This window comes from Paenibacillus sp. ClWae2A (assembly GCF_032452295.1).
Taxonomy (GTDB): Bacteria; Bacillota; Bacilli; order Paenibacillales; family Paenibacillaceae; genus Paenibacillus.
In genome coordinates this window covers 129,796-156,241 of sequence record NZ_JAULSQ010000006.1, presented here as the reverse complement: position 1 = coordinate 156,241, position 26,446 = coordinate 129,796, and the positions used below count along the sequence as shown (strand labels likewise).

Annotated in this window: 25 protein-coding genes; 20 read left to right on the top strand and 5 right to left on the bottom strand. The window is 46.5% G+C overall.

Annotation, left to right across the window (positions count from 1 at the left end):
* Nucleotides 1-178: 178 nt before the first annotated feature.
* The 16 genes from QVE09_RS19050 to QVE09_RS18975 all read left to right on the top strand — a co-directional run bounded on the left by QVE09_RS19050 (nucleotide 179) and on the right by QVE09_RS18975 (nucleotide 15,779).
* Nucleotides 179-1,072, top strand: a complete 894-nt coding sequence (locus QVE09_RS19050) for an NAD(P)-dependent oxidoreductase (protein ID WP_315938036.1) — start codon at nucleotides 179-181, stop codon at nucleotides 1,070-1,072.
* Between the two features lie 276 nt (nucleotides 1,073-1,348).
* On the top strand, nucleotides 1,349-2,080 hold the full coding sequence (locus QVE09_RS19045) for a nuclease-related domain-containing protein (RefSeq protein WP_253430802.1): 732 nt from the start codon (nucleotides 1,349-1,351) through the stop codon (nucleotides 2,078-2,080).
* 278 nt (nucleotides 2,081-2,358) lie between these two features.
* Nucleotides 2,359-3,258, top strand: a complete 900-nt coding sequence (locus QVE09_RS19040; protein ID WP_315938035.1) for a hypothetical protein — start codon at nucleotides 2,359-2,361, stop codon at nucleotides 3,256-3,258.
* A gap of 346 nt (nucleotides 3,259-3,604) precedes the next feature.
* Nucleotides 3,605-4,051, top strand: coding sequence for a tellurite resistance TerB family protein (locus QVE09_RS19035; protein ID WP_315938034.1), 447 nt, complete (start codon nucleotides 3,605-3,607; stop codon nucleotides 4,049-4,051).
* A gap of 35 nt (nucleotides 4,052-4,086) precedes the next feature.
* Nucleotides 4,087-4,680, top strand: coding sequence for a TerD family protein (locus tag QVE09_RS19030; RefSeq protein ID WP_315938033.1), 594 nt, complete (start codon nucleotides 4,087-4,089; stop codon nucleotides 4,678-4,680).
* 90 nt (nucleotides 4,681-4,770) lie between these two features.
* Nucleotides 4,771-5,346, top strand: a complete 576-nt coding sequence (locus QVE09_RS19025) for a TerD family protein (protein WP_315938032.1) — start codon at nucleotides 4,771-4,773, stop codon at nucleotides 5,344-5,346.
* A gap of 93 nt (nucleotides 5,347-5,439) precedes the next feature.
* A complete protein-coding gene (locus QVE09_RS19020) occupies nucleotides 5,440-6,021 on the top strand; it encodes a TerD family protein (RefSeq protein ID WP_315938031.1) in 582 nt (193 codons plus the stop codon).
* Between the two features lie 25 nt (nucleotides 6,022-6,046).
* On the top strand, nucleotides 6,047-7,303 hold the full coding sequence (locus QVE09_RS19015) for a TerD family protein (protein ID WP_315373247.1): 1,257 nt from the start codon (nucleotides 6,047-6,049) through the stop codon (nucleotides 7,301-7,303).
* Between the two features lie 190 nt (nucleotides 7,304-7,493).
* On the top strand, nucleotides 7,494-8,714 hold the full coding sequence (locus tag QVE09_RS19010; protein WP_315938159.1) for an HpcH/HpaI aldolase/citrate lyase family protein: 1,221 nt from the start codon (nucleotides 7,494-7,496) through the stop codon (nucleotides 8,712-8,714).
* Nucleotides 8,644-10,077 carry a phosphoribosyltransferase family protein gene (locus QVE09_RS19005; protein WP_315938030.1) on the top strand — a complete coding sequence of 478 codons (1,434 nt, stop codon included), beginning with the start codon at nucleotides 8,644-8,646 and terminating at the stop codon, nucleotides 10,075-10,077. The genes QVE09_RS19010 and QVE09_RS19005 overlap by 71 nt, the downstream gene beginning before the upstream one ends.
* Nucleotides 10,074-11,225 (top strand): cysteine protease StiP family protein, encoded by a 1,152-nt coding sequence (locus tag QVE09_RS19000; RefSeq protein WP_315938029.1) that lies wholly within the window; start codon nucleotides 10,074-10,076, stop codon nucleotides 11,223-11,225. The genes QVE09_RS19005 and QVE09_RS19000 overlap by 4 nt, the downstream gene beginning before the upstream one ends.
* On the top strand, nucleotides 11,225-12,073 hold the full coding sequence (locus QVE09_RS18995; protein WP_315938158.1) for an HAD family hydrolase: 849 nt from the start codon (nucleotides 11,225-11,227) through the stop codon (nucleotides 12,071-12,073). Before QVE09_RS19000 ends, QVE09_RS18995 begins: the two co-directional genes overlap by 1 nt.
* Nucleotides 12,074-13,123 (top strand): ATP-grasp domain-containing protein, encoded by a 1,050-nt coding sequence (locus tag QVE09_RS18990; RefSeq protein ID WP_315938028.1) that lies wholly within the window; start codon nucleotides 12,074-12,076, stop codon nucleotides 13,121-13,123.
* Nucleotides 13,124-13,206: 83 nt separating this feature from the next.
* Nucleotides 13,207-13,959: a hypothetical protein gene (locus QVE09_RS18985; protein WP_315938027.1), complete on the top strand. Its 753-nt coding sequence runs from the start codon at nucleotides 13,207-13,209 to the stop codon at nucleotides 13,957-13,959.
* A gap of 11 nt (nucleotides 13,960-13,970) precedes the next feature.
* On the top strand, nucleotides 13,971-15,074 hold the full coding sequence (locus QVE09_RS18980; RefSeq protein ID WP_315938026.1) for a toxic anion resistance protein: 1,104 nt from the start codon (nucleotides 13,971-13,973) through the stop codon (nucleotides 15,072-15,074).
* 138 nt (nucleotides 15,075-15,212) lie between these two features.
* Nucleotides 15,213-15,779 (top strand): hypothetical protein, encoded by a 567-nt coding sequence (locus tag QVE09_RS18975; RefSeq protein ID WP_315938025.1) that lies wholly within the window; start codon nucleotides 15,213-15,215, stop codon nucleotides 15,777-15,779.
* Between the two features lie 64 nt (nucleotides 15,780-15,843).
* Here the strand turns inward: QVE09_RS18975 and QVE09_RS18970 are convergent, their stop codons facing one another.
* The 4 genes from QVE09_RS18970 to QVE09_RS18955 are packed head-to-tail and all read right to left on the bottom strand — an operon-like array spanning nucleotide 15,844 to nucleotide 18,783.
* Complete coding sequence (locus QVE09_RS18970; protein WP_315938024.1) at nucleotides 15,844-16,506, bottom strand: DUF2642 domain-containing protein; 663 nt, start codon at nucleotides 16,504-16,506, stop codon at nucleotides 15,844-15,846.
* Nucleotides 16,507-16,519: 13 nt separating this feature from the next.
* Entirely contained in the window at nucleotides 16,520-17,866 is a 1,347-nt protein-coding gene (locus QVE09_RS18965; protein ID WP_315938023.1) for an arsenic transporter, read from the bottom strand.
* A complete protein-coding gene (locus QVE09_RS18960; RefSeq protein ID WP_315938022.1) occupies nucleotides 17,867-18,004 on the bottom strand; it encodes a hypothetical protein in 138 nt (45 codons plus the stop codon). It lies immediately after the preceding gene.
* Between the two features lie 53 nt (nucleotides 18,005-18,057).
* Nucleotides 18,058-18,783 (bottom strand): LSm family protein, encoded by a 726-nt coding sequence (locus tag QVE09_RS18955; protein ID WP_315938021.1) that lies wholly within the window; start codon nucleotides 18,781-18,783, stop codon nucleotides 18,058-18,060.
* Between the two features lie 344 nt (nucleotides 18,784-19,127).
* Here QVE09_RS18955 and QVE09_RS18950 point away from each other — a divergent pair, with 344 nt between their 5' ends.
* From QVE09_RS18950 to QVE09_RS18935, 4 genes are all read left to right on the top strand, one after another.
* The gene (locus QVE09_RS18950; protein ID WP_315938020.1) at nucleotides 19,128-20,180 is read left to right on the top strand and encodes a CotH kinase family protein; all 1,053 of its coding nucleotides are present in this window, start codon (nucleotides 19,128-19,130) and stop codon (nucleotides 20,178-20,180) included.
* Between the two features lie 245 nt (nucleotides 20,181-20,425).
* Nucleotides 20,426-22,234, top strand: a complete 1,809-nt coding sequence (locus QVE09_RS18945; RefSeq protein WP_315938019.1) for an ABC transporter ATP-binding protein — start codon at nucleotides 20,426-20,428, stop codon at nucleotides 22,232-22,234.
* Entirely contained in the window at nucleotides 22,215-24,053 is a 1,839-nt protein-coding gene (locus QVE09_RS18940; RefSeq protein WP_315938018.1) for an ABC transporter ATP-binding protein, read from the top strand. Before QVE09_RS18945 ends, QVE09_RS18940 begins: the two co-directional genes overlap by 20 nt.
* A 73-nt stretch (nucleotides 24,054-24,126) precedes the next feature.
* Nucleotides 24,127-24,570, top strand: coding sequence for a hypothetical protein (locus QVE09_RS18935; protein ID WP_315938017.1), 444 nt, complete (start codon nucleotides 24,127-24,129; stop codon nucleotides 24,568-24,570).
* A gap of 43 nt (nucleotides 24,571-24,613) precedes the next feature.
* Here QVE09_RS18935 and QVE09_RS18930 read toward each other — a convergent pair whose 3' ends face one another.
* Nucleotides 24,614-26,218 (bottom strand): bifunctional metallophosphatase/5'-nucleotidase, encoded by a 1,605-nt coding sequence (locus QVE09_RS18930; RefSeq protein WP_315938016.1) that lies wholly within the window; start codon nucleotides 26,216-26,218, stop codon nucleotides 24,614-24,616.
* Nucleotides 26,219-26,446: the final 228 nt, after the last annotated feature.

Here is a 26,446-nt window from a genome sequence, read left to right as displayed (position 1 = left end):
ATGAAGGAAGTTTCCGTTAGGTTGTACAGCATACAGGAAGTTGATTCCTTTTTCAGATTTTTTCACAGAAAGCTGCAACCGATATGGACGGACTAACCAGAAAGCTTTAACATACAGATATAGCAATGTCGAAGACAAGCACTGAGCGAAGCATAGAGAAATAGGGAGGAAACCTGCGATGACAAATACAACGAAGGCGCCTGGAGAGACAAAAGTTGGCTTTATTGGTACAGGCGTGATGGGTAAAAGCATGGCTGGACATATCCAGAGAGCAGGGTATCCGCTGCATGTCTACACGCGAACTGCTGCCAAAGCGGAAGCATTGGTGAAGGAAGGTGCCGTATGGCATGACACACCAGGCAAACTGGCTGCCACGTGTGATGTCATCATCACGATGGTGGGGTATCCGAAGGATGTAGAGGAGATCTATCTCGGTGAGGATGGGCTCGTAGTCAATGCAAAACCGGGTTCATATCTGATTGATATGACAACATCAAGTCCGTTACTGGCTGCACGAATCTTTGAAACTGCTGAAGCCAAAGGACTGCATGCACTGGACGCGCCTGTGTCGGGCGGTGATATCGGAGCGCAGAACGCGAAGCTGTCCATTATGGTTGGTGGTAGCTCGGAGGCCTTTGAAGCCGTGCGTCCGCTGTTTGAGCAGATGGGTACTAACATTGTGCTGCAAGGCAAGGCGGGAGCCGGGCAGCATACCAAAATGTGCAACCAGATTGCCATTGCCTCTGGCATGATAGGTGTATGCGAAGCACTCGCCTATGCCAAGACGTCTGGTCTGGACGCGGAGACCGTGCTGAAGAGCATTGCTACCGGTGCAGCCGGAAGCTGGTCGCTCAGCAATCTCGGTCCGCGCATGATCGCAGGCGATTATGAGCCTGGATTCTATGTGAAACATTTTATCAAAGACATGGGAATTGCACTGGAGTCTGCAAAAGCGATGGGCATGAAAACGCCTGGTCTGGCTCTGGCCGAATCTCTGTATCAGGAAATAGCGAATAATGGTCTGGAAGAGAAGGGGACTCAGGTGCTCTACACCTATTATCTTCAGGCTTAACATCAAGAGAACAGCAGCGTATTCTTTTTCTATTCAGGAAAGGTTGCGCTGTTTTTTTTCAATTTTGCGGCTTGTTTATGCGTCTAAAGTCACGGAATTGGTTAAATGTTCATATGTACTTTGCGTATTGGAGAGATTTTGATCGTTTTCCCTTTATTTTTACCCCTCTTTATCCGACATAAGTAATAGAAGTTTACATAATGAATGTGTCAAAGGATGTTATTCCTCCTGTAATGGTCACCCGTAACCCACACTATAATAGAACGGAGCTTGCCCATGTTCAAGAAAATCCTGTCTCTGTTCAAGACACAACCAGAGCTTGCGAACCAGATTACAGCCTCCGCTTCAGCGTTACCAGCGACGACAACCATTCCCCCGCGTATGGTCCGAAGTAAGCGCAAGAAAAAGGCGGAAGGGGATTGGACACGCCAGCCGGAGGAGCCTAGTACAGCAGATCAGCTGATTGGTCTTCCAAGTCAATATAAAGTGCTGAACGACTTACTCGTTACCAATCCAAAGTCACGCTCCGGTTATTCGCAGATTGATCATGTCGTAATCGGTCCTCGGGCAATCTTTGTGATCGAAACCCGAAATCTCACAACAGGTGAGATTCGCGGCGGAAGAAGAGAGGCCAATTGGTCGGTCAGCAGCAGCCGGGTCAAAATGTACAATCCACTCATGCAGCATCGTGCACATGTGGAAGCCATCCATGCACACCTCGGAGACTACAAAAGAGTACGTCTCGTCTCTATGGTGACCTTCACCAATCGTTGCCGCATTAGTGTTGATCCTGCTGTGAGATATGTGAATTCGGATGAACTGATCATCTACGATCATGAATTGGTGGAAACGATTCAGCGCAAGACAGAACGACTTGAGACAGAGGTTCCCGAAACCGTATTTCAAGAGAAGGATATTCAGGCGATCTACGCCCTGTTATCATCGGTCAATTCGACAGACCCTCAGATTCGGTCAGAGCATATGGAGAAGGCTAAAGGTATCAAATAATTACGCTTCACGAGCACTGTTTTCACAAGCACTGTTGTCCATACGGGCGGCAGTGTTTTTGTGTTACGAGGATAGTTAATGCGCGCATAGTAAAAGGCTTTAGACACAGGTATATCGTCGTATACAACCGATTTTTAACTTATGATAGAATGTAGACCATGTCCAATTGTGAATCAAGCATGTTATATGAAAGGATATTTTTGTAAGTGAGTGTTCAAGTCTTGGAGCAGAGGTTAATGGTTCTCAGGAATATACATATGATAGGGGAAGATTATACGATGAAGATGAAATGGAATTACACGATAAAGACGTTCACAGTTATGCTTGGTTTGGTAGCGATTCTGACAGCTTGTGGTGGCGGAGCTAAAGAGACGTCATCGCCGGAGTCTGCTTCCGGTACAGAAGTTGCTTCATCAGAAACAAGCAGCTCGAATGCTGCCGTAACAGAAACCGCAGCAACCGGTTCGAATGGGAGTGAGGAGACAGGTTCAACTACAGAAGAAGCTTCTTCAGCCGACGACGGCAAGATTGGAAAGGACTCCACACTGGAAGAGTTGAAGCAGCAGTATGCCGATAAGCTCGGTTATATCCGTATCCCGCTTACAGATCATCCGGTACGTCGGGTTAGTGAGGAAGGTTCCAAAAATATTAATGTCGCCAATTATAGCGATGCCGTTGTGGACATGAATGCAGAGGTTCCAATTCATTCCGATTCGCAACGGTTGATTGATGATGCCTTTCCTTTTTTCACAACCGTACAGGCACCTGATGAATCTTATGTAACTTGGGAAGAAGCAACCAATCTGGAGCGTGCCATGGTGAAAACGCTGTTTATCGCCCGTGAAGGCCTGCTGATTACCGAAGATGCGATGAAAAATAAGGATTATAACAGTACATCGTTCCAGGATTCGATGGATTTCTTCAGGGTCACAGCGAAATTTGAATCCATGGCACCTGTTGCACAGCATCCGCGTGACATCACGCTCAGTACGCTATACGACAAAGCCCGCACGTCGTGGGGCAAGCTTGCTGCGATGGACCCGGAGCAGGATGAAGCGGCGTTTGCCGAGATGTACAAGACGACGAGAACCGATGCCAATAATGCCATGGGGTTGCTTAATGTTCTGTTGTCTACCAATGAGGAAGAACGTGTAGAGGAGATTTACGGAAAGCAATAGTAGTATTGAATAGAATTTGAATGAGTTGAACGAATTATATATATGCTGAGGTATTTCATAGAACCCTGACTGCCGGGATGATCGGTGGTCAGGGTTCTATGTGTTGTATGTGAGTGGAAATAAGAAAAGAGGTGGCGAGCAATTTTTTGAAATCCGCTTGAAACTATATCCAGAACGATGCGTATCATAAGGTATTAATTGTTTTTTAATGTAGAATATTGCCGTATTTCAGAGTATAGTTAAGGAATAATTTAACTTATATTCAATCATGATGTAAGGATGAAAATTACTGAAAACCATGAAAAAAAGTGAAGAACACCATGTTTGAAACTATTGGAGGTTGAGTATGAGTTCATTTAAAAGTTGGTTAAATTCAACAAAACAAGGACTTGAAGAGCAAGTCAAAAAGTTTAAAAATAAAGATTTTATGGACGCTGTAGTTGCAGGTTGTGCACTGGTTGCTTTTGCAGATGGTTCCATTGACGAAGCGGAAAAGAACAAGATGGCCGGTTATATCAACCTGAGTCAGGAATTGAAAGTATTCGATATGGCTGAAGTGATTACACGCTTTAATCACTATGTCGCGAACTTTGAGTTCTCTCCAGAGATCGGGAAGCAGGAAGCGCTGAAAGCCATTGGGAAATTCAAAGCCAAGCCGGATGTAGGACGCGTTATTGTGGGTGTATGCAGTGCGATTGGTTCAGCTGACGGTAACTTTGACGATCAGGAGAAAAGAGTCGTTGCTGAAATATGCAGTGTACTTGGACTGAACCCGGGTGAATTCAATCTCTAAGTAGCTATTGTACATATGAAGGGAGGTGAAAATCAGTGGCAAGCATTAATTTGGTCAAAGGACAGAAAATTGATTTAACCAAAGGCAATGCAGGACTTACTGAGGTGATTGCTGGTCTCGGTTGGGACCCGGTAACTGCCAAAGGTTTCTTCGGAAGAAAAAAACAAGCGGATATCGATTGTGATGCATCGGCCATTATGTTGAATGAGGAAGGCAAGTTGGTTAAGGACTCCAACCTGGTTTGCTTCCACAACAAGCAAAGTGCATGTCGTTCGGTTATCCATTCAGGTGACAATCTAACAGGACAGGGAGACGGTGACGACGAACAGATCAAAATGGATCTGTCCCGTATTCCTGCTGATGTTCATAAAGTATTAATCGTTGTTAATATCTACGATTGTGTCAATCGCAAGCAAGATTTTGGCATGATTGAGAGAGCTTATATTCGTATTCTGGATGGTAAAAATTCCAGTGAGCTCGTGAAGTTCAATCTATCCGATAACTACACAGGTTCAACAGCGTTGATCTGTGGTGAATTGTATCGTCATGGAGGCGAATGGAAATTCTCGGCAATTGGAGAGGGTTCCCATGCGGTACATATCAACGAACTCGCTCGCAGGTACTCCTAAGTACAAAATTTAACCTAAATCGACAATAATCCTGATATTCATATGTCACGATAACTACAATACATTTAAATAAGCGAGGATGATCATACGATGGCAATTAATCTCTCTAAAGGTCAAAAAATCGATCTGACTAAAACGAACCCAGGTTTGACAAAAATCACAGTAGGCTTGGGCTGGGATACCAATAAGTATGATGGCGGAAAAGACTTTGACCTGGATGTATCGGTATTCTGTGCCAATGCAAACGGTAAAGTAGTAGGCGAGAAAAACTTCATCTTCTTCAATAATCCTCAAAATGAAAATGGTTCTGTTGTTCACACAGGTGACAACCGTACAGGTGATGGCGACGGTGATGATGAACAGGTCAATATCGACCTGCCTAATGTACCCGCTGATGTAGAGAAAATTGCATTCTCCATTACGATCTACGAAGCTACGGAACGTAGCCAGAACTTCGGACAAGTCTCCCGTGCCTATGTGCGAATTGTTAACGAAGCAAACAACGAAGAACTGATTCGTTTCGATCTGGGAGAAGATTTCTCTATTGAAACGGGTGTAGTTGTTGGTGAATTGTATCGTCATAACGGCGAGTGGAAGTTCAGTGCCATCGGTAGTGGTTACCAGGATGGACTGGTTGGATTGACACGCGACTATGGTTTGCAATAGGACGTACAGAACGACTTACAGGATGGGAAGAACCGTCTCCTGGACGGTTCTCCTTTTCATTTAATCAGATATCTTGGAAAGGTGGAAAAACAAATGACGATCAGTCTTGCCAAAGGACAACGTATTGACCTGACTAAGACGAATCCAGGCCTTACCCGTGTGGTAGTTGGTTTAGGTTGGGACACAAACAAATATAGTGGTGGAGTCGATTTTGACCTGGACGCTTCGGCTTTTTTGTTGTACGAAGATGGAAAAGCCAAAGGCACGGATGACTTTGTTTTTTACAACAATCCAAGCGGCGGTGCGGGTTCAGTGACACATACCGGTGACAATCGTACGGGTGAGGGTGATGGCGATGATGAGCAAGTTGTCGTTGACTTCAGCAAAATCCCTGCGCACATTCACCGGATCGGTATTACGGTAACCATCTATGATGGAGATGGACGAGGGCAGAACTTCGGACAAGTCTCCAATGCTTTTGTTCGTGTTGTGGATGCTACGAGTGATCGGGAAGTGCTCCGGTTTGATCTTGGAGAAGATTACTCTACAGAAACAGCCGTGGTTTTCTGTGAGTTTTACCGTGCGGGTGCAGACTGGAAATTCCAGGCGGTAGGCAGCGGTTTCACAGGTGGACTATCTGCTTTATGCAAGCATTACGGACTGGATGCACAATAACTTGGCATAGAAAGGTGAGTCTGCTATGGCGATTTCTGTCGTGAAAGGCCAGAAGAGTGACCTGACCAAAACCAACCCGGGCTTGTCCCGTCTAACGGTAGGCATTGGTTGGGAGGCAGCTTCGGGTGTGGAACTGGACACATCAGCATTCCTTCTGGGTTCAGACAATAAAGTGGCTGGAGATGAGGATTTTATCTTTTATAATCAGCCCTCTACCTCGTTCATCACGTATATGGATGGTGGGCAGGTTGGTGGCGAGAAGAAACAGTTCGCCATTGATCTTGGCAAAATCCCTGCCCGAATTGAGAAAATCGCCTTCAGCCTGACGATTCATGACGGTGAAGCGCGGCGCCATCATTTTGGACAGGTTCAGCATGGTTTTTTACGGTTTGCCAATGCAGCTACAGGTCAGGAAGTGATGAGATATGATCTGGGAAGCGGTTTTACAGTGGAGACCGCGATTGTCATCGGTGAATTGTATCGTCATAACGGAGAATGGAAGTTCAATGCAATAGGGTCGGGCTTTGCAGGCGGATTGAATGCACTCTGTGCTAACTTTGGTGTGGATGTGGATGGTGGATCAGACCCTGCACCAACGACTTCAACCGTTCCTCCGACAGCTGTACCAACTCCACCGCCCCCGGTACCCGCACCAGAGCCAACGCCATCTCCTGTGAATTCGATCAATTTCAGCAAAATTGAATTGAAGAAGAAGGGTGACACCATTAACCTCAAGAAAAATGCGGGGGGACTTGGTGAAATCCTGATTAACCTGAACTGGAATCAACAGGGTAGCAAAGGGTTATTTGGTCGCAGCAAGAGTGTGGATTTGGACTTGGGCTGCCTGTTCGAGATGAAGGATGGTACACGAGATGTGATTCAGGCATTGGGACAGACGTTTGGTTCACTGAATCGTTTCCCTTATATTGCACTGGATGGGGATGACCGGACGGGATCTGTTAAGACGGGAGAGAATCTGCGAATTAATGGTGCCCGTATATCGGAAATTGAGCGCATCTTGGTATTCACCTATATTTATGGTGGTGTGGCCAACTGGTCTCAAGTAGACGGTGTGGTAACCATTCAGCAGAAGGACGGCCCGGATATCATTGTCCGAATGAATGAATACGGGAGCCCGCTTGGCATGTGTGGCATCGCGATGTTACGCAATGTGAACAATGAGACATTCAGTATTGAACGAATCGTGCAGTTCTATAATGGGCATCAGGCGTTGGACGAGGCTCATGACTGGGGAATGCAGTGGGTTGCGGGAAGAAAGTAATCATTTGTATTTATTCAATATATAAACGCTGTATCGGTCAGCACCATTGCAAGGATACTGTTGACCAACGTTATCCTCGATAATAGACCATCAATCCCTCCAGATTAGGAGGGATTGGTTTTTATGCCCCGACAGCTGGAATCAACTATTGAAGATTGGCTATTGCCAAAGGTGCGAGGAGGAGACAATTCTGAAATATTTTAACTTTTTGAGTCTGGAAGAAGAAGATACTTTATTTTTCTCTTCACCCGTCTCGTTCAATCACCGGACTTCCAAAGATCTACTGGCATATGCTGTTGGGGCTGCTTTATATATGCCCGCGACGCGCACACATATCGCGGACGACATTATGAATGGTAAACATGAAGGTCTGACGACCATTATTATTGATCTGGAGGACGCTGTGGGTGACGACCAGGTAGAGTTTGCCGAGCAGTGTCTGGTACAGCATCTAACTCAACTGATGACTTATATGGAGACAGGCATGCTGAGTCAGGATCAAATGCCTCTTCTGTTTGCTCGTGTACGTTCACCACAACAGTTGGAACGTCTCATTGATACGTTGGGAGAATTGGTGTTCATGCTGACAGGCGTGGCTTTACCCAAGTTTTGTGTGGGCAATGGAAGAGCCTATTTCGACCAGATCCGCAAGTATAATCAACGGAAACCGGATCATTATCCCGTTCTCTATGGAATGCCTATATTGGAAACGGCTTCAATTATATATCGGGAGACACGTTGGGAGACCTTGCTGGATCTTCGAAACATCCTCGATGAAAATGTTGAATATGTGCTCAATGTACGCATTGGAGCGACCGATTTCTCCAGCCTTTTTGGACTACGCCGAAGCCCGGAATTGACCATATACGATATCGCCACGATCCGTGACTGCATCTCGGATATTATCAATCTGTTTGGTCGGATGGACAAGCCGTATGTGATCTCAGGTCCTGTCTGGGAATATTTCAGTCAGCGGGAGCGCGTGTTCAAACCTCAATTACGACAGACTCCATTCGAAGAAACCCTGGGCAAATCAGGGCTGCATCTGAGAATGAAATATATTACGAACACAATGGATGGATTGATGCGTGAAGTCATGATGGACAAGGAAAATGGAATTGTAGGCAAAACGATCATTCATCCTTCTCATATTAAGCCCGTACAAGCGATGTACGTTGTTACACATGAAGAGTATTCCGATGCCCAAGACATCATCGCCCGTAATGACGGTAGCCTGGGTGTGTTCAAAAGTAATTACTATAACAAAATGAATGAGATTAAACCACACTTGAGCTGGGCGAATCGAATTCTTATCCGATCACAAATATATGGGGTGTTACATGAACAGCAGCATTTTGTCGGGCTCTTGCCCAAGCATGAGCAACAACACAACTACGTTCCCAATTCTTGATCAATTCAACCTGAACGTTCAGGTTACACATAACCCGCTGCAACTTCCACTAGAATCTCTATTTTCCATGGCTGCACGAATCAATAAGAAACGTTCATTTTTGTTTGTAAGCAGACTGCTGGGCAAGCACATCCCGGTTAACCCGTATACCTCGCTTCTGAGTGGCGCAGCATTGGCTGTTCTGTTATATGAGCACCTGACTGAGGAGACGAAAGAGACGAAAGTTCAGATCACCGAGTGGAAACGGGAAATGGTCGAGGGTTTGATTGATCCCAAGCAATCCCGGCAAGTGTATAACATGCTGTTGCAAGAAAGCTTGAGTTTGCCGGAAACGATTCGTTTTGTTGGTTTTGCCGAGACCGCTACAGCGTTGGGTCACAGCATGTACGAGATGTTTGCTGATCATGCTTCCTACATTCACACCACTCGCGAATATGTTCCAGTGATGCATCCGGATATTCAATTTGAAGAAGAACATTCCCACGCGATGGCTCATCGTTGTTATGCGCTGGATCATGAAGCCTTTGCAGGAGAGGGCCCGATTGTTCTGGTGGACGACGAGATTACGACGGGCAAAACGACGTTGAATATCATTCGGGATATTCAGGCCAGATATCCCCGGAAGCAATATGTGATTGCTTCACTGTTGGACTGGCGTACGGAAGCGGACGAACTTCGGTTTGCCGAACTGGAGGCTGAACTTGGAATTACCATTACACCGTTAAGCCTGTTAAAGGGCCGTATTGAAGTGGTAGGTACTCCACAGTTGGAACCAACACAGCAAGCTGATCAACCGTCCCTACAATCTGTAACCATTCAGACCTCTACCGTTGCCGATGCCTTCGATCAGCTGCACGCTACTTCCGAGGATGGTGAAGGTAAACGTAGCACAGCGAGCTACGTCCAGCATACGGGCAGGTTTGGTATGCAATCCCGGCATAATGGCGTATTGCGCCAGGAGATTAGTCGGATTGCAGAACGACTTCGGTCGCAGCGTACGGGAGAACGAACTTTGGTGATGGGAACAGGGGAGTTCATGTACATTCCGATGCGTATTGCTTCCGAGATGGGAGAAGGCGTGTTGTATCAATCCACTACCCGCAGTCCAATCCACACACATCCCGCTCCAGGATATGCTGTTCGTAGTGGTGCCGGATATGCCTCACCGGAAGACGCTTCCGTTCGTAACTTTATCTACAACATCGCCCCCGGACAATATGACGAGATTTTTGTGCTGCTGGAAAGACAGATGTCCGAAGAACGAATGGAACCGATGTTGAAGGTACTGGGGCAGTTGGGATCTGGACACATTCATATCGTATATTGCGGCTTGCCAGAGAAGACAGGGGACAACGAGCAATGAACTTAACTACACTGGAGCTAATCAGACAACGTGAGATTCCGTCTCCCGAGCCGATGGGCAGTTATGCTGCATCGGACGTTGTTTTCCTACTGAAGGATATCAGCCATGTGGATCTGGAAAAGGGAACGGGTGAACGGGAGCAGGCGATCCAATCCGGGGTTCATTATTCGGAGATGCTGCCCGTGGAATATCAGCCGACAGCAGAATACATCGAGCTGTTTCACCAGACGCTGGAACAATCCGCTGCGAGAATCGCACGTCATACCGCCATTGTGGCTGAGAAGATTGTAGAGCGCAGGGGACTGAATCTTGTGCTCGTATCTCTGGCTCGAGCTGGAACACCTGTGGGCATCCTGATCAAGCGTTATATTGAATTGAAATACAAGGTAACGATTCCGCATTATAGCATTTCGATTATTCGTGGCAAGGGTATGGACGAGAATGCAATTTTATATATTTTACAGCAGCATGGGTTGGAAACAGCCATTCAATTTGTAGATGGTTGGACAGGCAAAGGGGCTATTCGCAAAGTGCTGAAAGAATCCTGTGACCAAATGGAACGGACTTATGGTGTAAGTCTCGATGATGATCTTGCTGTATTGGCTGATCCGGGGCAATGTTCAGGAACTTTTGGGACAAGGGAAGATTATCTCATTCCTAGCGCTTGTCTGAATTCCACTGTCTCTGGACTGGTGAGCCGTACAGTACTTCGCGATGATCTGATTGGGCCGGAAGATTTTCACGGGGCCAAATGGTATCGTGAATGGTCCTCTGCGGATGTGTCGACCCAATACGTGGATACTATTGCTCAGCATTTTCCGCAAATGATAGATCTAGCGGAGATTCAAACGGAGGACAATGCTACTGGTACTTCGGAAATTACCTGGAAAGGCTGGCAGGATATCGAGTCCATCCAGCAATCCTTTGGCATTACGAACATTAATCTGATCAAACCTGGAATCGGAGAAACAACCCGGGTGTTATTGCGACGGGTCCCCTGGAAGATTCTTGTGGACCGTCTGGATAATCCGGATCTACAACATATCATGATGCTCGCCAGAGACAGAAATGTGCCGGTTGAGGTATATCCGGGATTAACCTATTCCTGTTGTGGCATTATTCAATCCCTGGGAGGTGGAGGAGAATGATGATCTACGCAAGTGATCTGGACCAGACGTTGGTGTACTCCCGTCGTGCGCTCCGTATTCCCGAAGATACACCGGGACTTGTTCCCGCAGAGTGGATTAACGGCAAGTTGTCCGCTTTTATGTCAGCATATGCACTGGAGCGATTGCAGTCTTTGCCGCAAGACATTGTATTTATGCCTGTGACGACACGGACAGTGGAGCAGTACCGGCGCATTCATATTTTTCAGAGCGAATGTATTCCGAAATATGCGGTGACGAGTAATGGTGGCAACATCATTGTTGACGGTCAGGTAGACGATGAGTGGAACCTGCATATTCGATCTTTGCTTCGTCAGCAGGCAGCCACTCCCGAAGAGGTCCTGGATTTATTTGACGACGTACTCAGCCCGGAATGGGTGATTAATCAGCGATTGTGTGATGAGCTGTTCTATGCACTCTTAATTGAACGTGACAAGCTTCCAATGGAGCGTATTGCAGATAAGATTCGGGTGTTAGAGACGCTTGGATGGGAGAGTTCAATTCAGGGTCGGAAGCTCTATCTGGTGCCTTCGGCCGTGAACAAACGAGCTGCAGTGGAGCATATTAGGCAACGTATCGGTGATGTGCCTGTGATTGCTTCAGGTGACTCCTTGCTGGATCGCTGTTTGCTGGATTTTGCGCAGCATGCCATTGCTCCATCTCACGGAGAGTTGCATGTGGAGAGACAACGTGCACCTGAACTGGTGCCGTATCAATTTACGGAACAATTCGGTGCTTTTGCAGCAGATGAGATTCTCGATTACGTTCACCGTATTCATAACGATCAACAGACCCAGATAGACCATGCCGAGATAAGGGAGACCGTATAAATGAAAAAAATGAAGATTTACTTCAACCGTTGGTTCTCTGTAACGTATCATTATATGAATGCAATTCGGGACAATGAGGACGGCATGGAATTTGAGATCTACGGTACTCATCCTGATCCGGGACACATGGCATTACAGGGCTGTGATGTTGCAGAAGTTGAACCGCGTGTAACGGGCCGGGAATATGTAGATTTTTGCCTCGACTTTTGCCGTCGTCATCAGATTGATGTGTTTATTCCACGCTGGAACATGTTGGACATCAGCAGACATATCTCCCTGTTCGAAGAGATCGGCACACGGGTTATCGTATGCTCGGACACGGAATTGCTGGAACAATTGATGGAGAAAGACCGGTTCTATGAATCGGTGCGTGAGAAAGGCATTATGGAGATTCCGGATTATTTCACGGTCAGTAATGATGCACAATTCCAGCAAGCCTATGAGGCGCTGCGTGCACGTGGACATGATGTATGCTTCAAACCATGTAATGGTGAGGGGGGCATGGGATTCCGGGTGATCAACAATGAACGTGATCCGTTGCAGGAGTTGTTCGGATATGCGCTTAACTCCATTTCATATGAAGATGCCCTGCGTGCATTCTCTTCTGCTCCGTCCTTTCCCAACGTCATGGTGATGGAGGTACTGGAAGGATATGAATACAGCATTGATTGTCTTTCGGACCGCAATGGGAAACTATTAACGGCTATTCCGCGTAGAAAAGAAAGAGGACGTTTGCGCTTGCTCGAAGAAAACGAGGAACTGCTGGCGATTGCCCGCAATGTGGCAGAGGTATATCGGATTCCTTATAATTTTAATATACAGATGAAATATCGCAAGGATACACCGAAGCTGCTTGAGATCAATCCGCGTATGTCGGGTGGGTTGCACATGTCTTGTCTGTCCGGCGTGAACTTCCCTTATCTGGCAGTCAAGTCTGCACTTGGCCATGATATTGGACCACTTCATCCGAAGTTTGGCATACTGGGAAGTCATATCGAACAGCCATTTATAATCGATGTTCAGAAGGTAAGCGGAGTACACCACGTCTAGCTGAGAATTTTCCTCAACATTGACACCTTCTGGATGGTTTTTTTACAATACGGATAAGTGTTGTTAAGGCAGGAGGACAAGTAATGTTACGGAAAACGAAGATAGGTATAGGCGCATTGGTCGGTTATGGTCTCGCGGCAATCTCGAGTCCCTTTCTACCGGATGTCATCACGTGGGCAATTCCGGCACTGGCAACTGTGGTCGGGGGACTGATTCCTTCACGTTCCACGTCACGTACACAGGTCCAGGGTTCGTCATCAGCCCCTGTACCCATAACAGATATCGGAAATGAACCATCCCGCTTGAATGGTGGACAAGCGCCGAGCGAAGTGCCAACAGGGGCAAGAGAAGCTTCTCTGGCACAGCCCCATTCGAGCTCCACTCCCGCACAACATGCGGGCTCAGAACAAGCGAAGCCTTCTCGCACCGAACCAGATCCTGTATTTGATCCGGTGATTGAATACCTGGAGGTTCTGGAGGACATGATCATCTCCGAAGGTCAGAAGAACGAGCTGGATAATGAGATCGTGGAGAAATCATTGGCGTTGTTCGCCCGTCTGCAACGTGTGATTCCTTCCCTTCAGGAGCTGAACAACGGGGATATTAACCATACGGTGCGCAGACTGATTTTGAAAGACCTGAACGGGTTTATTAATCCATTTCTTCGTTTAAGTGGAGAAGCGAAACGCAATAATCGGCGTATGCTGCTGAATGGTCTTAGAGACGTAGATTCCAAGATATCGGATATTGTATCAACGATTGAACATAAAGACTTGATGGAGCTCCAGAACAAAGCGGAACTAATACATCAACGGTATAACAGCTCTGAATTATAGGAGGGATTGGCATGGCAACGGAATGGGCTCAGTTGAAGCAGGAAGATGAGCAACGGATTAACCAGGAAGCAACGCAGCTTATTCAGAAAGTGTCCCAAAGTGATCCGGCTCACCTGGATACTTTAATGGATGATATCGGCAAGTTGGGTGTGAAAACACAAGAGAGAGCGGGACAGACTCTCAAGCTGCTTGATCGTCCAGTCAATGAACTGATGTCCGGGAATCGGGCAGAGGTATCCAACATGATCCTGAAGCTCCGTGATGAATGTGAGAGTTTGCAGCAGAGCAAAAATGTGAGTTTTGTCGGGAAGTTGTTACGTAAAAGCCCGCTGAAAAACTACGTATATCGTTATCAATCCGTTCGCACGAACATTGATGCCATCATTAACGGGTTGCGGGACGGTAAGGATAACCTGGAAGAAAGTATCGTGAATATGCGTCAATTGAAACGTTCTTCCATTCAGGAGATCTACAATCTGCAGACCAAAATTTCCTTCGGTAATCAATTGAAAGCATTGTTTGAAACCGAGATCGCCAAGCCTGAGAACGAGAATCGTAAAGCACATCTGGAGCGTGGGTTGCGCAAAGTGGTAACACGTACCCAATCCATGACAGAGATGATCATGCTGTACAATCAGGCGATTGCAGCCACCGACATCATTAATGATAACAATGACAAGTTGATTGATTCAGTTAATAATGCCATTGATAAAACAGCAAATCTGATCACCGTTTCGGCCATGATTGCGATGGCACTTAATGATCAGGAGAAGGTCATTTCCGCTGTAGAAGCTACGAATAAGACGATTGAAGATCAATTCAAAGAGAACGCCAGATTGTTGAAGACAACAACAGAGAAAACAAATGAGCTGTTGTCCAAACCGGCCATGTCCCTTGAAGCGGTCAATCAAGCGATGGGTGATCTGATGTCTGCACTGGATCTGTCCGAGCAGTCCAATCGCCGGATCATCGAGAGCTGTAATGACTATACCAACAAGATGACAACCCTTAACGCCAAAATGAGCGAACGACTGGGTCTGGAAGGGCCGAAGGCCGCTGCCATTCCGGAGAAAAACAAACCGGATTCCAGTGCATTAGGATCTTTCCTGGATTAGGGTAAGACTCGCTGCATATGGCATGGACATCACTACATGGTTTTATTTTCTACGAGGGACGCTGAGTGCGTCTCTTTGTTTCATTTATTTGATAGAATATAGCTAAAATCTGGGGTTGTGCGAAGGAGCTTGCTGAACATGCTGGACTTTTCATTTGAGATTATTGATGAGACCAAGATTAATATTCAATACAAATATGGCAGTGAGTTCTTTAACTTTAACCTGTATTATGCAAACGGGGAGTGGACGCTGCATCCATTTGACGGCATACTGATCCAAAATCGTGAAATGTGCAGTCTGATTGTATCGGAGCTGCTCCGTAACAAAGATTTTCATGTCATGTTGGCCAAAGAGAAAATTATCCTATCCCAATTGCGCACCAGTGTTAATCTCCAGTCCGACGAGCCGGATGAATGGGTAGCGGATCGAAGAAACGCGGATTATTCCAGTCATGATGATGAGTTGATGGATTACATAGGGAACCACAGTTTCGAAGACATATTACAGCTTGAGCAGGAACAGGTTGAGGCCAGAGTGCAATTCTTCCAACAGATCATTCAGAGAATGTTTATGGAGGGACTTGGACCGGAAGATGGTGATTTTATCAAAGTTCAGGCCGTGATTCGGATATATAAGGAGACGTACGATCGCCTGGGCGAGTTGAATGATGACTATCGGGGTGATCGTGGACGCAAAAGATGGTAGGAAGTAAAGTTGAAAAAAAGGTTCATCAGCCATAGGCAGATGAACCTTTGTGTTCTTTTGATACTCAAGGGAGATGAATGGTTTGGATATGATCGGTATGCATAATTAAAGAAGTCCCATCTGCTTCTACCAACGCAAGCAAGTGGCTGTCTGCATTCTTCAATAACCCTGCTCGGTAAGGCTTGCAGCCGAGGTTGAGTACAACAAGTTCACCTATCATTTTATGAAGTTGCTGATCAAGTGTACGGGAGAGTGACATGGACGAAGGTTGCATAGGGAAATGTTGCTTACTAAGGGAGTAGGGTGTGCTGTTAATAGGGGAAGGAATGATATACTTCAGATGATTAATGGAAACATAGATAGAATGATATAACGGAGAGTAGAACATAAAGTAGTCATTCATAATATTTGTAATATAACCATGCAATGTTTTCCCTCCGATGGAGATTTCACTGAATCGTCCACGGGCGTTCATCAGCATTTTGCGGTAAGAGATGTTGGTGTGATCCATCTCGGGGTCAGGTGTTGGTAAAACTATACTTGAATCATCTACCGTGTTGACATGCATAGATTGAACATGATGAAGTGGAATATATACAAATCGTTGATTTCCGTAGACTACAATCAGATCCTGACCTACATCAACGATTTCACCCTGGATCGGTAGTTTACAGCCAGACAGCTCCAATTCGATGGATTTACCCAGCCAATGCTTTACAAGTTCCATAGTATTCCTCCTCTCAGTAGAGTATAGATGTCCAAATATATAGTGAGATTAGGCTAACAATTAGACTTATTGGTATCACAATAAAGGTAACTTTCATATACTGTTTCCAGGAGATTCGAATATGATGGGTCTTTAATATATACATCCAAATTAACGTTGCCAAGGTGCCAATAGGCGTCAGCAAGGCTCCGATATCACTTCCCAGAATGTTGGCAAGATACGCAAGATGCAGTTGAGATTCACTTAGTGGAAGATCTGTAACAGCAAAGGTCCCAATCATGACGGAGGGCAAATTGTTGAATAGATTGGAAAGCAGAGTGAGCATTAACCCTGACACAGCAATGATGCTGGCATTTCCTCCTTCTATTATAGGTTTCATCCACTGAATGATCGATGCGGTCATGCCTGCGCGGTGAAGACTATCCACAATAACATAAATGCTGAAGGCAAAGAGTAGAATGTGCCAAGGGGTTTGTGTTATCACATCTTTGAGTCCAGTCCGGGTGCGGTACCAACGCACAGCGAGCATGAGAATAACACCAGTGATTGCAACTACCTCCATGCGTATACCGACTTGCTCAGCTAGAAAATATCCTGCACGGATAAATACAACGATGCCTATACAGACACGGAACAGCCACCAGTCTACTTTATTCTCGGATTCAGCCGTCTGCAGCGGATGATATGTTGAACCTGATGAAGACTGCAGAGATACAGGGAAATGATGAATAACTTTGGGAATACTTCTGCGAAAATAATAGAACAGCAGTACGGTCATCACCATAATCGCAAGCATGGATGGCACAAACATCATCTGAGTATAAGTATTGAGATTTAAGCCAACCATTTGCAAAGCAATCAGGTTAGCCAGATTACTAAGTCCAATTGGCGCACTGGAAGCCGTAGCGATAAGGGCACCGGAGATCAGGTAGGGCAACTGTTGATGCATTTTCAGACGAAGCATAGAACAGATTCGAATAATAATCGGAGTTGTGATCAGAATACTGCCATCATTGTTGAAGAAGATGGTCATGAGAAAACAAAGTAATAGAATTAGCCAGAACAATCGAAAGCCGGAACCTCTCGCTTTCTCAATCATATTCAAAGCGATCCAGCGAAAAAAGCCGATGCTATCTAGAATAATCGACATGACAATGGTAGAGAGAATCGTTACGGCTGCACCAGATACGATCCCGAAGATTCCAACAATGTGAGCATAGCTGCTCACTCCAGTTAAAATAAGAAGAAGGGCGCCAAGCGAGGTGGGTATAGATTCATTCAATCCGCCAGGGCGCCACATCAGGAAAATGACAGTGATGATAAATACCCCGAAGGTCAACCACAACTGGTAGTCAGGCATTTACTGTGATTCACCTCCCAGGGGGAGAAGTCCTGACGAAGCCTGAAGCAGATGTTCATGGGATGGAGTGGGCCTTCCGGGTGTAACGATCCAGTAAAAAGGCACACCAATCAAGACTAATGCGACGAAGGTCAACATGATAATTCCCCCCTTTAAGCTGGTAGATAACTTAAGTTGTCAGTTTATTTTATTTACTTCTTTTTACCGCCGGATTTGTTGCCACGGGATTGATTGCCTTGGCAACTTTGGCAACCTTGATTGCCTCGCGACTTGTTGCCACCTGACTTATTGCCTTGGGATTGATTGCCTTGAACTCGTTGCCCCTGAGAACGATTGCCCTGATTACTTCGTGACTTGTTGCCGCCGGACTTATTACCCTGGGCTTGGTTACCTTGAGAACGATTGCCACGCGACTGATTGCCTTGAGCCGCCTGATTACCTTGGACTGCTTGGTTCCCTTGACTTGTATTACTGTTATTGTTGTTGTTGTTGTTTCCACCACCACGTACGAGGGATACAGATTTCACATGTTGCATCGGAATACGAACAATTTCCTGATTCTTCAAAGTCATGATCAATTGGTTTTGGTTGGCATCGGCCAGGATGCCTTCCACTTTTTCAGGTCCTCCCCGGTTAATCTGAACACGGCGGAAGCGGAGTGCTTGCATAACGCCCAAAAACGTGTTGGAAGGAATAGGATTTCCCATGGCTGCATTTCGGTTACCACCGGAACGGCCTGTATCTGTTATGCTTTTGACATGTGATTCATTAACGTAGACTATCCCTTCTTTGCAGTTCATTGCCATATAGTCCCAGCGTACATCCGTAAGTGTACCTTGTACTGAATCAGGTCCTCCCCGGTTAATCTTAATCTCTCTTCCCAACAAATCTCTTATTCCTTGACCATTCATAGACATTGTGTTTTACCCCTTCCATGATATAAGTTCAGATGGACATAAATGGTGGATGTAATTGTGATCCCTTCCATTCGTCATTCGTGTCTGTCTGTAGTTTAAGCATATGTGACATGCCTCTTGGAGGGACTAGCCAGTTAACTATATTTATACCATTTCGGCTATAATCTATGAAAATGATGTGAATTTATAGATTAATAACTCGGTTTTTCCGCATTATGGAAAGTGAATTGGGATGTGATAAGTATCAGGACTGTGCATTCGCCCGTACGACTTTCTGTGCATCTGCATAGGATGATGTAAGAGCCTACGGGCGAATCTTACAGGTACTCGAAAGGCGGATGGAAATGGCTCTACCTGTCTACCATATCAGCTTGTCTCCAACCGAATATAAACAGTTAACGTCCAACATTTGGTCAGAGACGTTTGTGAACAGCACGATGCAGATGGACGGCAAGCCATTTCCGATCCGGCTTCGATACCGGGGAGGCCATACACGTGGCTATGTGAAAAAATCATTTGAGATTCGTACATCCAGCCGGACGTATCATTTTAATGCGGAGTATGATGATCCTTCGTTGCTGCGAAACGCACTTTCTTTTCGTTTTTTTGAGTCGATTCGTGTACCCGCACCGTCTACACAACATTGCGTGCTCTATCTGAACGGGCAGCTTCTGGGTGTATACCTGCGGATCGAAGGGGTGAAGTCCTTCTTTTTTCGCCAAAGGAAAATCCCTGTGCGCAGTATCTTCTATGCGGTGAATGATCATGCTGGTTTTACGATAAATTCGGACTCTTCTTCAACAAGTACCGATCTATTGTCCGGGTACAGCTTAATTCGTGGCAAAGATGTGGATCGCACAAGGCTACGTCACTTTATTCAGCAGTTGAACACAAAGTCCAGGCTGGAATTGTTTCGTTTTTTACAGTCGAGGGTGGATACAGACAATTATTTACGCTGGTTAAGTGGAGCTGTGCTTACAGGGAACTTCGATGGATTTCATCAGAATTACACATGGTATGAGAAAATCAAAAGCGGTAAATATGGCATCCTGCCTTGGGATTATGAGGGTACTTGGGGGAGGAACTGTTATGGAACACGAGTTGATCCCAATCTTGTTCGTATTCAGGGGTATAACAGACTTACCGGACGATTGCTGGCATTTCGTAGTTTCCGTCAACAATATAAGAAGCTGATGCGGCAGCATCTGATGAATGCTTTTACAGAGAAGCGAATTATGCCTCTAGTCCATCGATTGCACAATGAGATTCGTGAAGATGTCAACAAAGATCCTTACATGAAATGGCCCATGGACGTATTTGCAGGTGAACCGGAAAGAATTCGCGAATATGTGGTGAAACGTCGGGAGTATCTAAGTGAAAAACTACGTCAGCTGTAAGCACTTAACTAGTGTGAGGAAGGGAGACCTTCCTTTTTTTATTGCCAAAATGATGAGAAGTTTATTGTATTGGGAAAAGTAGGGTAATAAGAATAGAAGCGGCATTGTAAAATACGCTATAATAACCATATGTGTACATAGAAATGATTACATATTGGACGAAGTGGAGAAATCAACATGTCTAATGGAGGCTCTGAGCTGGAACGTGTTATCGGTTTAGGGTGCTCCGAGCCGGAGGAATGCTTATGATCAAGCTGTTGTACTACTTGAAGAAGTACCGAGTTGCCGCGATTGCAGCCCTGGTCATGATGTTAATTGAGCTTGCGGTGGAGCTGGCTCAGCCTTATCTGATCTCCAAGATCATCGATAACGGGATTCAACAGGGAGACTTATCTGTCGTCTGGTTGTGGGGCGGTGTGCTAGTTGCTAGTGCTGTTGTGGCTTTTGCTGCCGGAATTGCGAGTTCGTTCTTTGCATCCCATGCAAGTCTGGGGTTCGGATACGATCTGCGGGAGAAGCTGTATGAGAAAGTGCAAACGTTCTCTTATGCCGTCTTTAACCGGTTCGCAACGTCGTCCCTGATTACCCGATTAACGTGGGATGTGACCCAGGTTCAAGACGCGGTCTTCATGAGTCTGCGATTCATGACACGTGTGCCCCTGGTGGTGATTGGTAGCATGATTATGGCAGTGATCGTGAACCCGAGGTTGGGTCTGCTGCTGGTTGTCATGGTGCCTGTACTGCTCATTGTTGTGGTGTGGATGATCAAAAAGGCAGCGCTGCTGTTCCGCAATGTGCAGCGCAGACTGGATGCCGTCAATGGAATCATCCAGGAGAATCTGACAGGCATTCGGCTGATCCGTGTCTTCGTACGGATGGGCCATGAGATTGAACGCTTTGCCGGATTCAGCGGCAAGCTGATGAAAGGCACGATCTCCGCGCTACGCCTGACGGAGACCACGATGCCGTTCATGCTGCTCATGATGAACGGTTGTATCATCGCCGTGCTGTGGTTTGGGCGAGTAGACATCGCCTCCGGTAATGCGACCGTGGGTGAAGTGGTCGCCGTCATTAACTACCTGCTTCGCACGATTGGTGCCATGTCTGTGTTGTCATGGATTCTGGTAACCTTCTCCAGAGCAAGTGCTTCGGCGCAACGGCTGAATGAAGTATTCAATACGGAGGACACGTCGGAGACTGAACAGACAAAGGCATTATCAGCGTCTGCACCATCTGCTGGATCTGTGAAATCTTTACATTTTCCGCAATCTTCATACTCAGCGAAGAAACAGCGCACTGTACAGGGAGCGGTTGAATTCCGAAGTGTAGGCTTCAGTTATCCGAATAGTGAAATCACAGTACTGGATAACATCACATTCACTGCAAAAGCGGGGGAGCGCATTGCCATTATGGGAGCAACTGGCTCAGGCAAATCTTCACTGGTACAGCTTATTCCGCGGTTATACACAGAGGATCAAGGAAAGGTACGGATTGATGGTGCCGATGCATCAGAGCTGGATCTGTCCATGTTGCGTGGTGCGATTGGTTATGTGCCTCAGGAGGTTGTCCTGTTTACTGGTTCCATACGGGAGAATATTGCCTGGGGTCAGGAAGATGCTACTTTGGATGAGATCGTGGAAGCCGCAAAGCGCGCGCAGATCCATGAAACGATTGAGAATTTACCAAACGGTTATGATACATTGCTGGGACAACGGGGAGTGAATCTCTCCGGTGGACAGAAGCAGCGACTTTCCATTGCAAGAGCACTGGTACGCAGACCAAGAATTCTGATTCTGGACGATAGCACGAGTGCGCTGGATGTAGCTACAGAAGGCAGACTGCTGGATGCGCTGGAGGAATTGTCGTGTACCACGTTTATCATCACCCAGAAGATCAGTTCGACCACTTCGGCGGACCTGATTCTGCTGCTTGATGATGGACAACTCATTGGGCAGGGAAAACATGAAGACCTGATGGAATCGTCAGAGCTGTATCGTCGAATTCATGAATCACAATACGGGGAGGGTGCACAGCATGTTCAAAGCATTCATTGAGCCTTTCCGTCAGCCGCCACCGCCGATTGATCCGGAGACGTTACGATCAGGTGGTGGTCGCAAACCCAAGGCACGGGCGAAGAACTGGTCAGGTACACTAGGTCGTATCTGGACCTATCTGGCACGTCGCAAGGTTAAGCTGTCCATGGTACTGTTGATGGTGTTTGCCAGCTCCGCGCTCGCTTTGCTTGGCCCTTACATGGTAGGGGTGGCCGTGGATGATTTCATCGCGGGAGAAGGCGGGGCAAGCTGGACTCGGTTTCTGATTGGATTAACCGCAGTGTATGTCTTGTTCTCTCTTACATCCTGGTTACAAAATATATGGATGATCGAAATTGCACAGGAAACCGTGTTCCGCATGCGGTATGATCTGTTCTCCCATCTGCACAAATTACCGATTCCATTCTTCGGTAAACGCCAGCAGGGGGAGATTATGAGTCGGGTGACCAATGATATCGAGAATGTCAGCGGTACGTTGAACAGCTCAGCCATCCAGATTTTCTCAAGTGTATTGACGCTGCTCGGGACGTTTGGGGTTATGCTCTGGCTCAGTCCGCTACTGACCCTGCTTACCTTTATCGTTGTGCCTTTGATGGCCATTGGTATGCGTTGGATTACGCGCAGAACGGGACCTCTCTTCAAGGAGCGGCAGCGCAATCTCGGTGAACTTAACGGTTACATTGAAGAGACATTATCCGGGCAGCGGATCATTAAGGCATTCTCTCAAGAAGAGCGGGTGATTCGCGGTTTTGAGGAACGGAATACCCGCATCCGGATTTCCGGTTTTTGGGCACAGACGATCTCTGGTTTTATCCCGAAACTGATGAATGGATTGAATAACCTGAGCTTTGCGATTGTGGCGGGTATCGGTGGTATTCTGGCGATTCAGGGTTCGGTTACGGTTGGGGTAATTATTATCTTTGTGGAATATGCTCGTCAATTCACCCGTCCGCTGAATGATCTTGCGAACCAGTGGAATACATTATTGTCTGCGATTGCGGGGGCTGAGCGTGTATTCGAGGTGCTGGATGAAGATGAGGAAGCGAAGGATGAAGGGGCAGCGGTATCTCTGGACAAGGTAGAGGGAGCCGTTCGTTTCGACAAAGTATCCTTTGGATACGATGAAGGACGTAACATTTTGCATGACATCAGCTTTGAAGCCAAACCGGGGGAGATGATTGCCCTTGTGGGTCCGACCGGAGCGGGGAAAACAACATTAATTCAGCTATTATCCCGCTTCTATGATCCGACAGGTGGCACGTTAACGGTAGATGGACGCGATATGACCACCATTCGGCGTGAGAATCTGCGGTCCCATATGGCATTTGTACTACAAGATTCATTTCTGTTTCAGGGCACGATTCGGGAAAATATTCGATTTGGCCGTCTCGATGCGACGGATGAAGAGGTGGAAGCAGCCTCCCGACTGGCGAATGCCCATTCCTTCATTGTGCGCATGAAGGACGGGTACGACAAAGTGCTCCAAGCCGATGGGAGCGGCATTAGTCAGGGGCAGAAGCAATTACTCGCCATTGCCCGGGCAATTCTGGCCGATCCATCCATACTCGTACTGGACGAAGCGACGAGCAGTATTGATACCGTTACGGAGATAAAAATCCAGGAAGGGTTACAACGCCTGATGCAAGGCCGTACCAGCTTTGTCATTGCCCACAGGCTGAACACGATCCGTCAGGCCGATCGAATTCTGGTGCTGAAGGATGGGCATCTGTTGGAGCAAGGCTCGCATGATGCGTTGCTGGAACAAGGCGGTTTCTACAGCGAGCTGTATTACAGTCAGTTGCGTAAAAAGGCACAGTAGTCATTTTGGGAGCCTCTAGGGAATGTTTTACTAGATCGTTGTGGTTGTATAAAAATAAAGCAGGGATAGGGGCATGATGCTCCGCATTCCTGCTCTTTTTTTGCATATTCCCTTGAATAAAAATGGAAAATGTAACCATGACGGTATGTATACAGGTGGATATACTGGATTAAGTTCGTTTTTAGGGAGGTTACCATCGGTTTTGAAAAATGAAAAAGTCGCCCATAGGCTTATTCTCTTTAATGGCATTTACGCTATCACGCTTTTACCCTATCCTTTTGTACTGATGATGAGTCTATACATGTATGCCTACAGTCATTCAAGTGATCAAGAATTGTTGGAGATTGTAACAGCAGGCCTCATGGCTACTTATCCTATTGGTGTGTTAGTCTCATTTATTTGTTGGGTATTCTATCATTACGGCAAATACAAATGGGCTATGGTGATTGCTAATTTGTTTCTCGTTTGGTTAGTTGCTTTTCTAATTGTAGTCCTTATAGGTGATTATATCGTTTAAAACAAAAGAGCAGATCCTGATCATGGGACCTGCTCTTTCTCATTTAACTTCCAATAACTTTCCAGTTATCCGCCTGCTCAACCGTTAACGGCTGATGTCTGCGGATGTAATCCTCCACCAGTGCGGCCATGTCCGTGGCACCCTCGTGCAGTACCTTTTTGCCCGGGTACATTGCATAATCCCCGCCGCCAGCAGCGCGGTAGCTGTTCATCACCACAGAGTACATGCCATTCATGTCCATTGGCTTGCCTTCACGTTCCAACTTTACAACTCGACTGCCCACAGGTTGGGAGATATCCAACTCGTATTCCATGCCAGCCCACATATCGTAATTATAATGTTGGGGTTTGGGCTCCATATAAGCCGGATTAACTGCCACCTCGCCAGAAGCATTCACTTCAAAGTAACGTGCCGTTTGTTCCAGTGCCTCCCGGATATCCTGACCACTCAACTCCAGTACCGTCAGAGTATTAGGATAGATGAAGTTGGATAATACGTCCCGAACGGTGATGTGACTCCCGAAACCGCGAGCTTCTTCACTCAGCATGGCGGTATTGGAGAGCTGCGCTCCAGTCGCTTCCATCTGCACTTGATGTACAAAAGCAATGAATGGATGTGCCTTGAGTCGCAGAGCCGTAGCATTGATGATGGATAAATCCCCAGTCACCTCGCCAATGGGTTGATCGAGCCATGCTTGAGCCTCATTTTCTACCTCATCCGTCAGTTTCAAGACCGTCGCATCAGGCTCAACTTCACTATGTTCATCCAGAAGTAACAACCGAGCCTGCTTATCTGTAATCTGCCATTTCCCGCCCGATGATTGTTCCAACTGAACGGATACATGCCCCGCACCATTTCCACTGAAGCCCGGCTGAATGACGGTTACACCATGAATATTAGCGGTAAGCTGACGATGCTGATGTCCAGTAAGCAACACATCGATGCCTTCGATGTCCCGGCAGATGGCATAGCCTTGATTTTCTCCAGTTAATCGTTCGGTGGGCTCGCCTGTCTCCAGATCATTTTCAAATCCGCCGTGATAACTGACAACCATTACATCTGGTTGTTCATGCTGATGGATATAGCTAACCCATTCACGAATCGTCTCCAAGGCATCAATGAACTGTAACCCCTCAATATTCTTCGGATGCTCCCAGTTTGGGATGTAGTGCGTAGTTGCGCCTAGCAGGGCTACTTTGACACCCGTAGACAATGTTTTGATTAGATACGGAGGACCGTACGCAGGTACGTCCGGTTGCTCATCTTTTACAATATTGGCAGACAGCCATGGGAAGTTGGAAGCTTCAACTGCTCCACGCAACAGATTCTGACCATAGTTAAACTCGTGATTGCCCATCACCGCAGCATCATAACCGAGTTCATTCAATACTGTTATGAATGAATGCATTTCGTTTTTGGAAACCTGTGAAGCTGCATAGGAGGCCAAGGGTGATCCTTGCAGCAGATCCCCGTTATCCACCAGCATCAATTCAGGTGAACGTTCACGTTCCTTACGAATCAGGGAAGCCAGCAGGGCTAGCCCAGCCGGACGGTAGGCATTGGTATTGTAATGAATGGGACGGATCGCCCCGTGCAGATCACTGGTATACAGAATATCGAAACTTGCCGTATGGTTTGTGGATGTCATTTTACAATCTCCTCTAATATATAAGTTCAGATATATGGAATTACCATAAAACGGAGAAGAATGAATAGCCTGAAGAACCGAAGTATACGCCGTTATCTCCGATGTTCTTCTTATATCTTCAACCATAATGAGCCTATTCTAACAGATACAAGTCGCGCTGACAGCCTGACAGGAAACTTTACAAAACTCCAAATTTCGTTTCACATCGCGCTAATATTTGGCAACTAT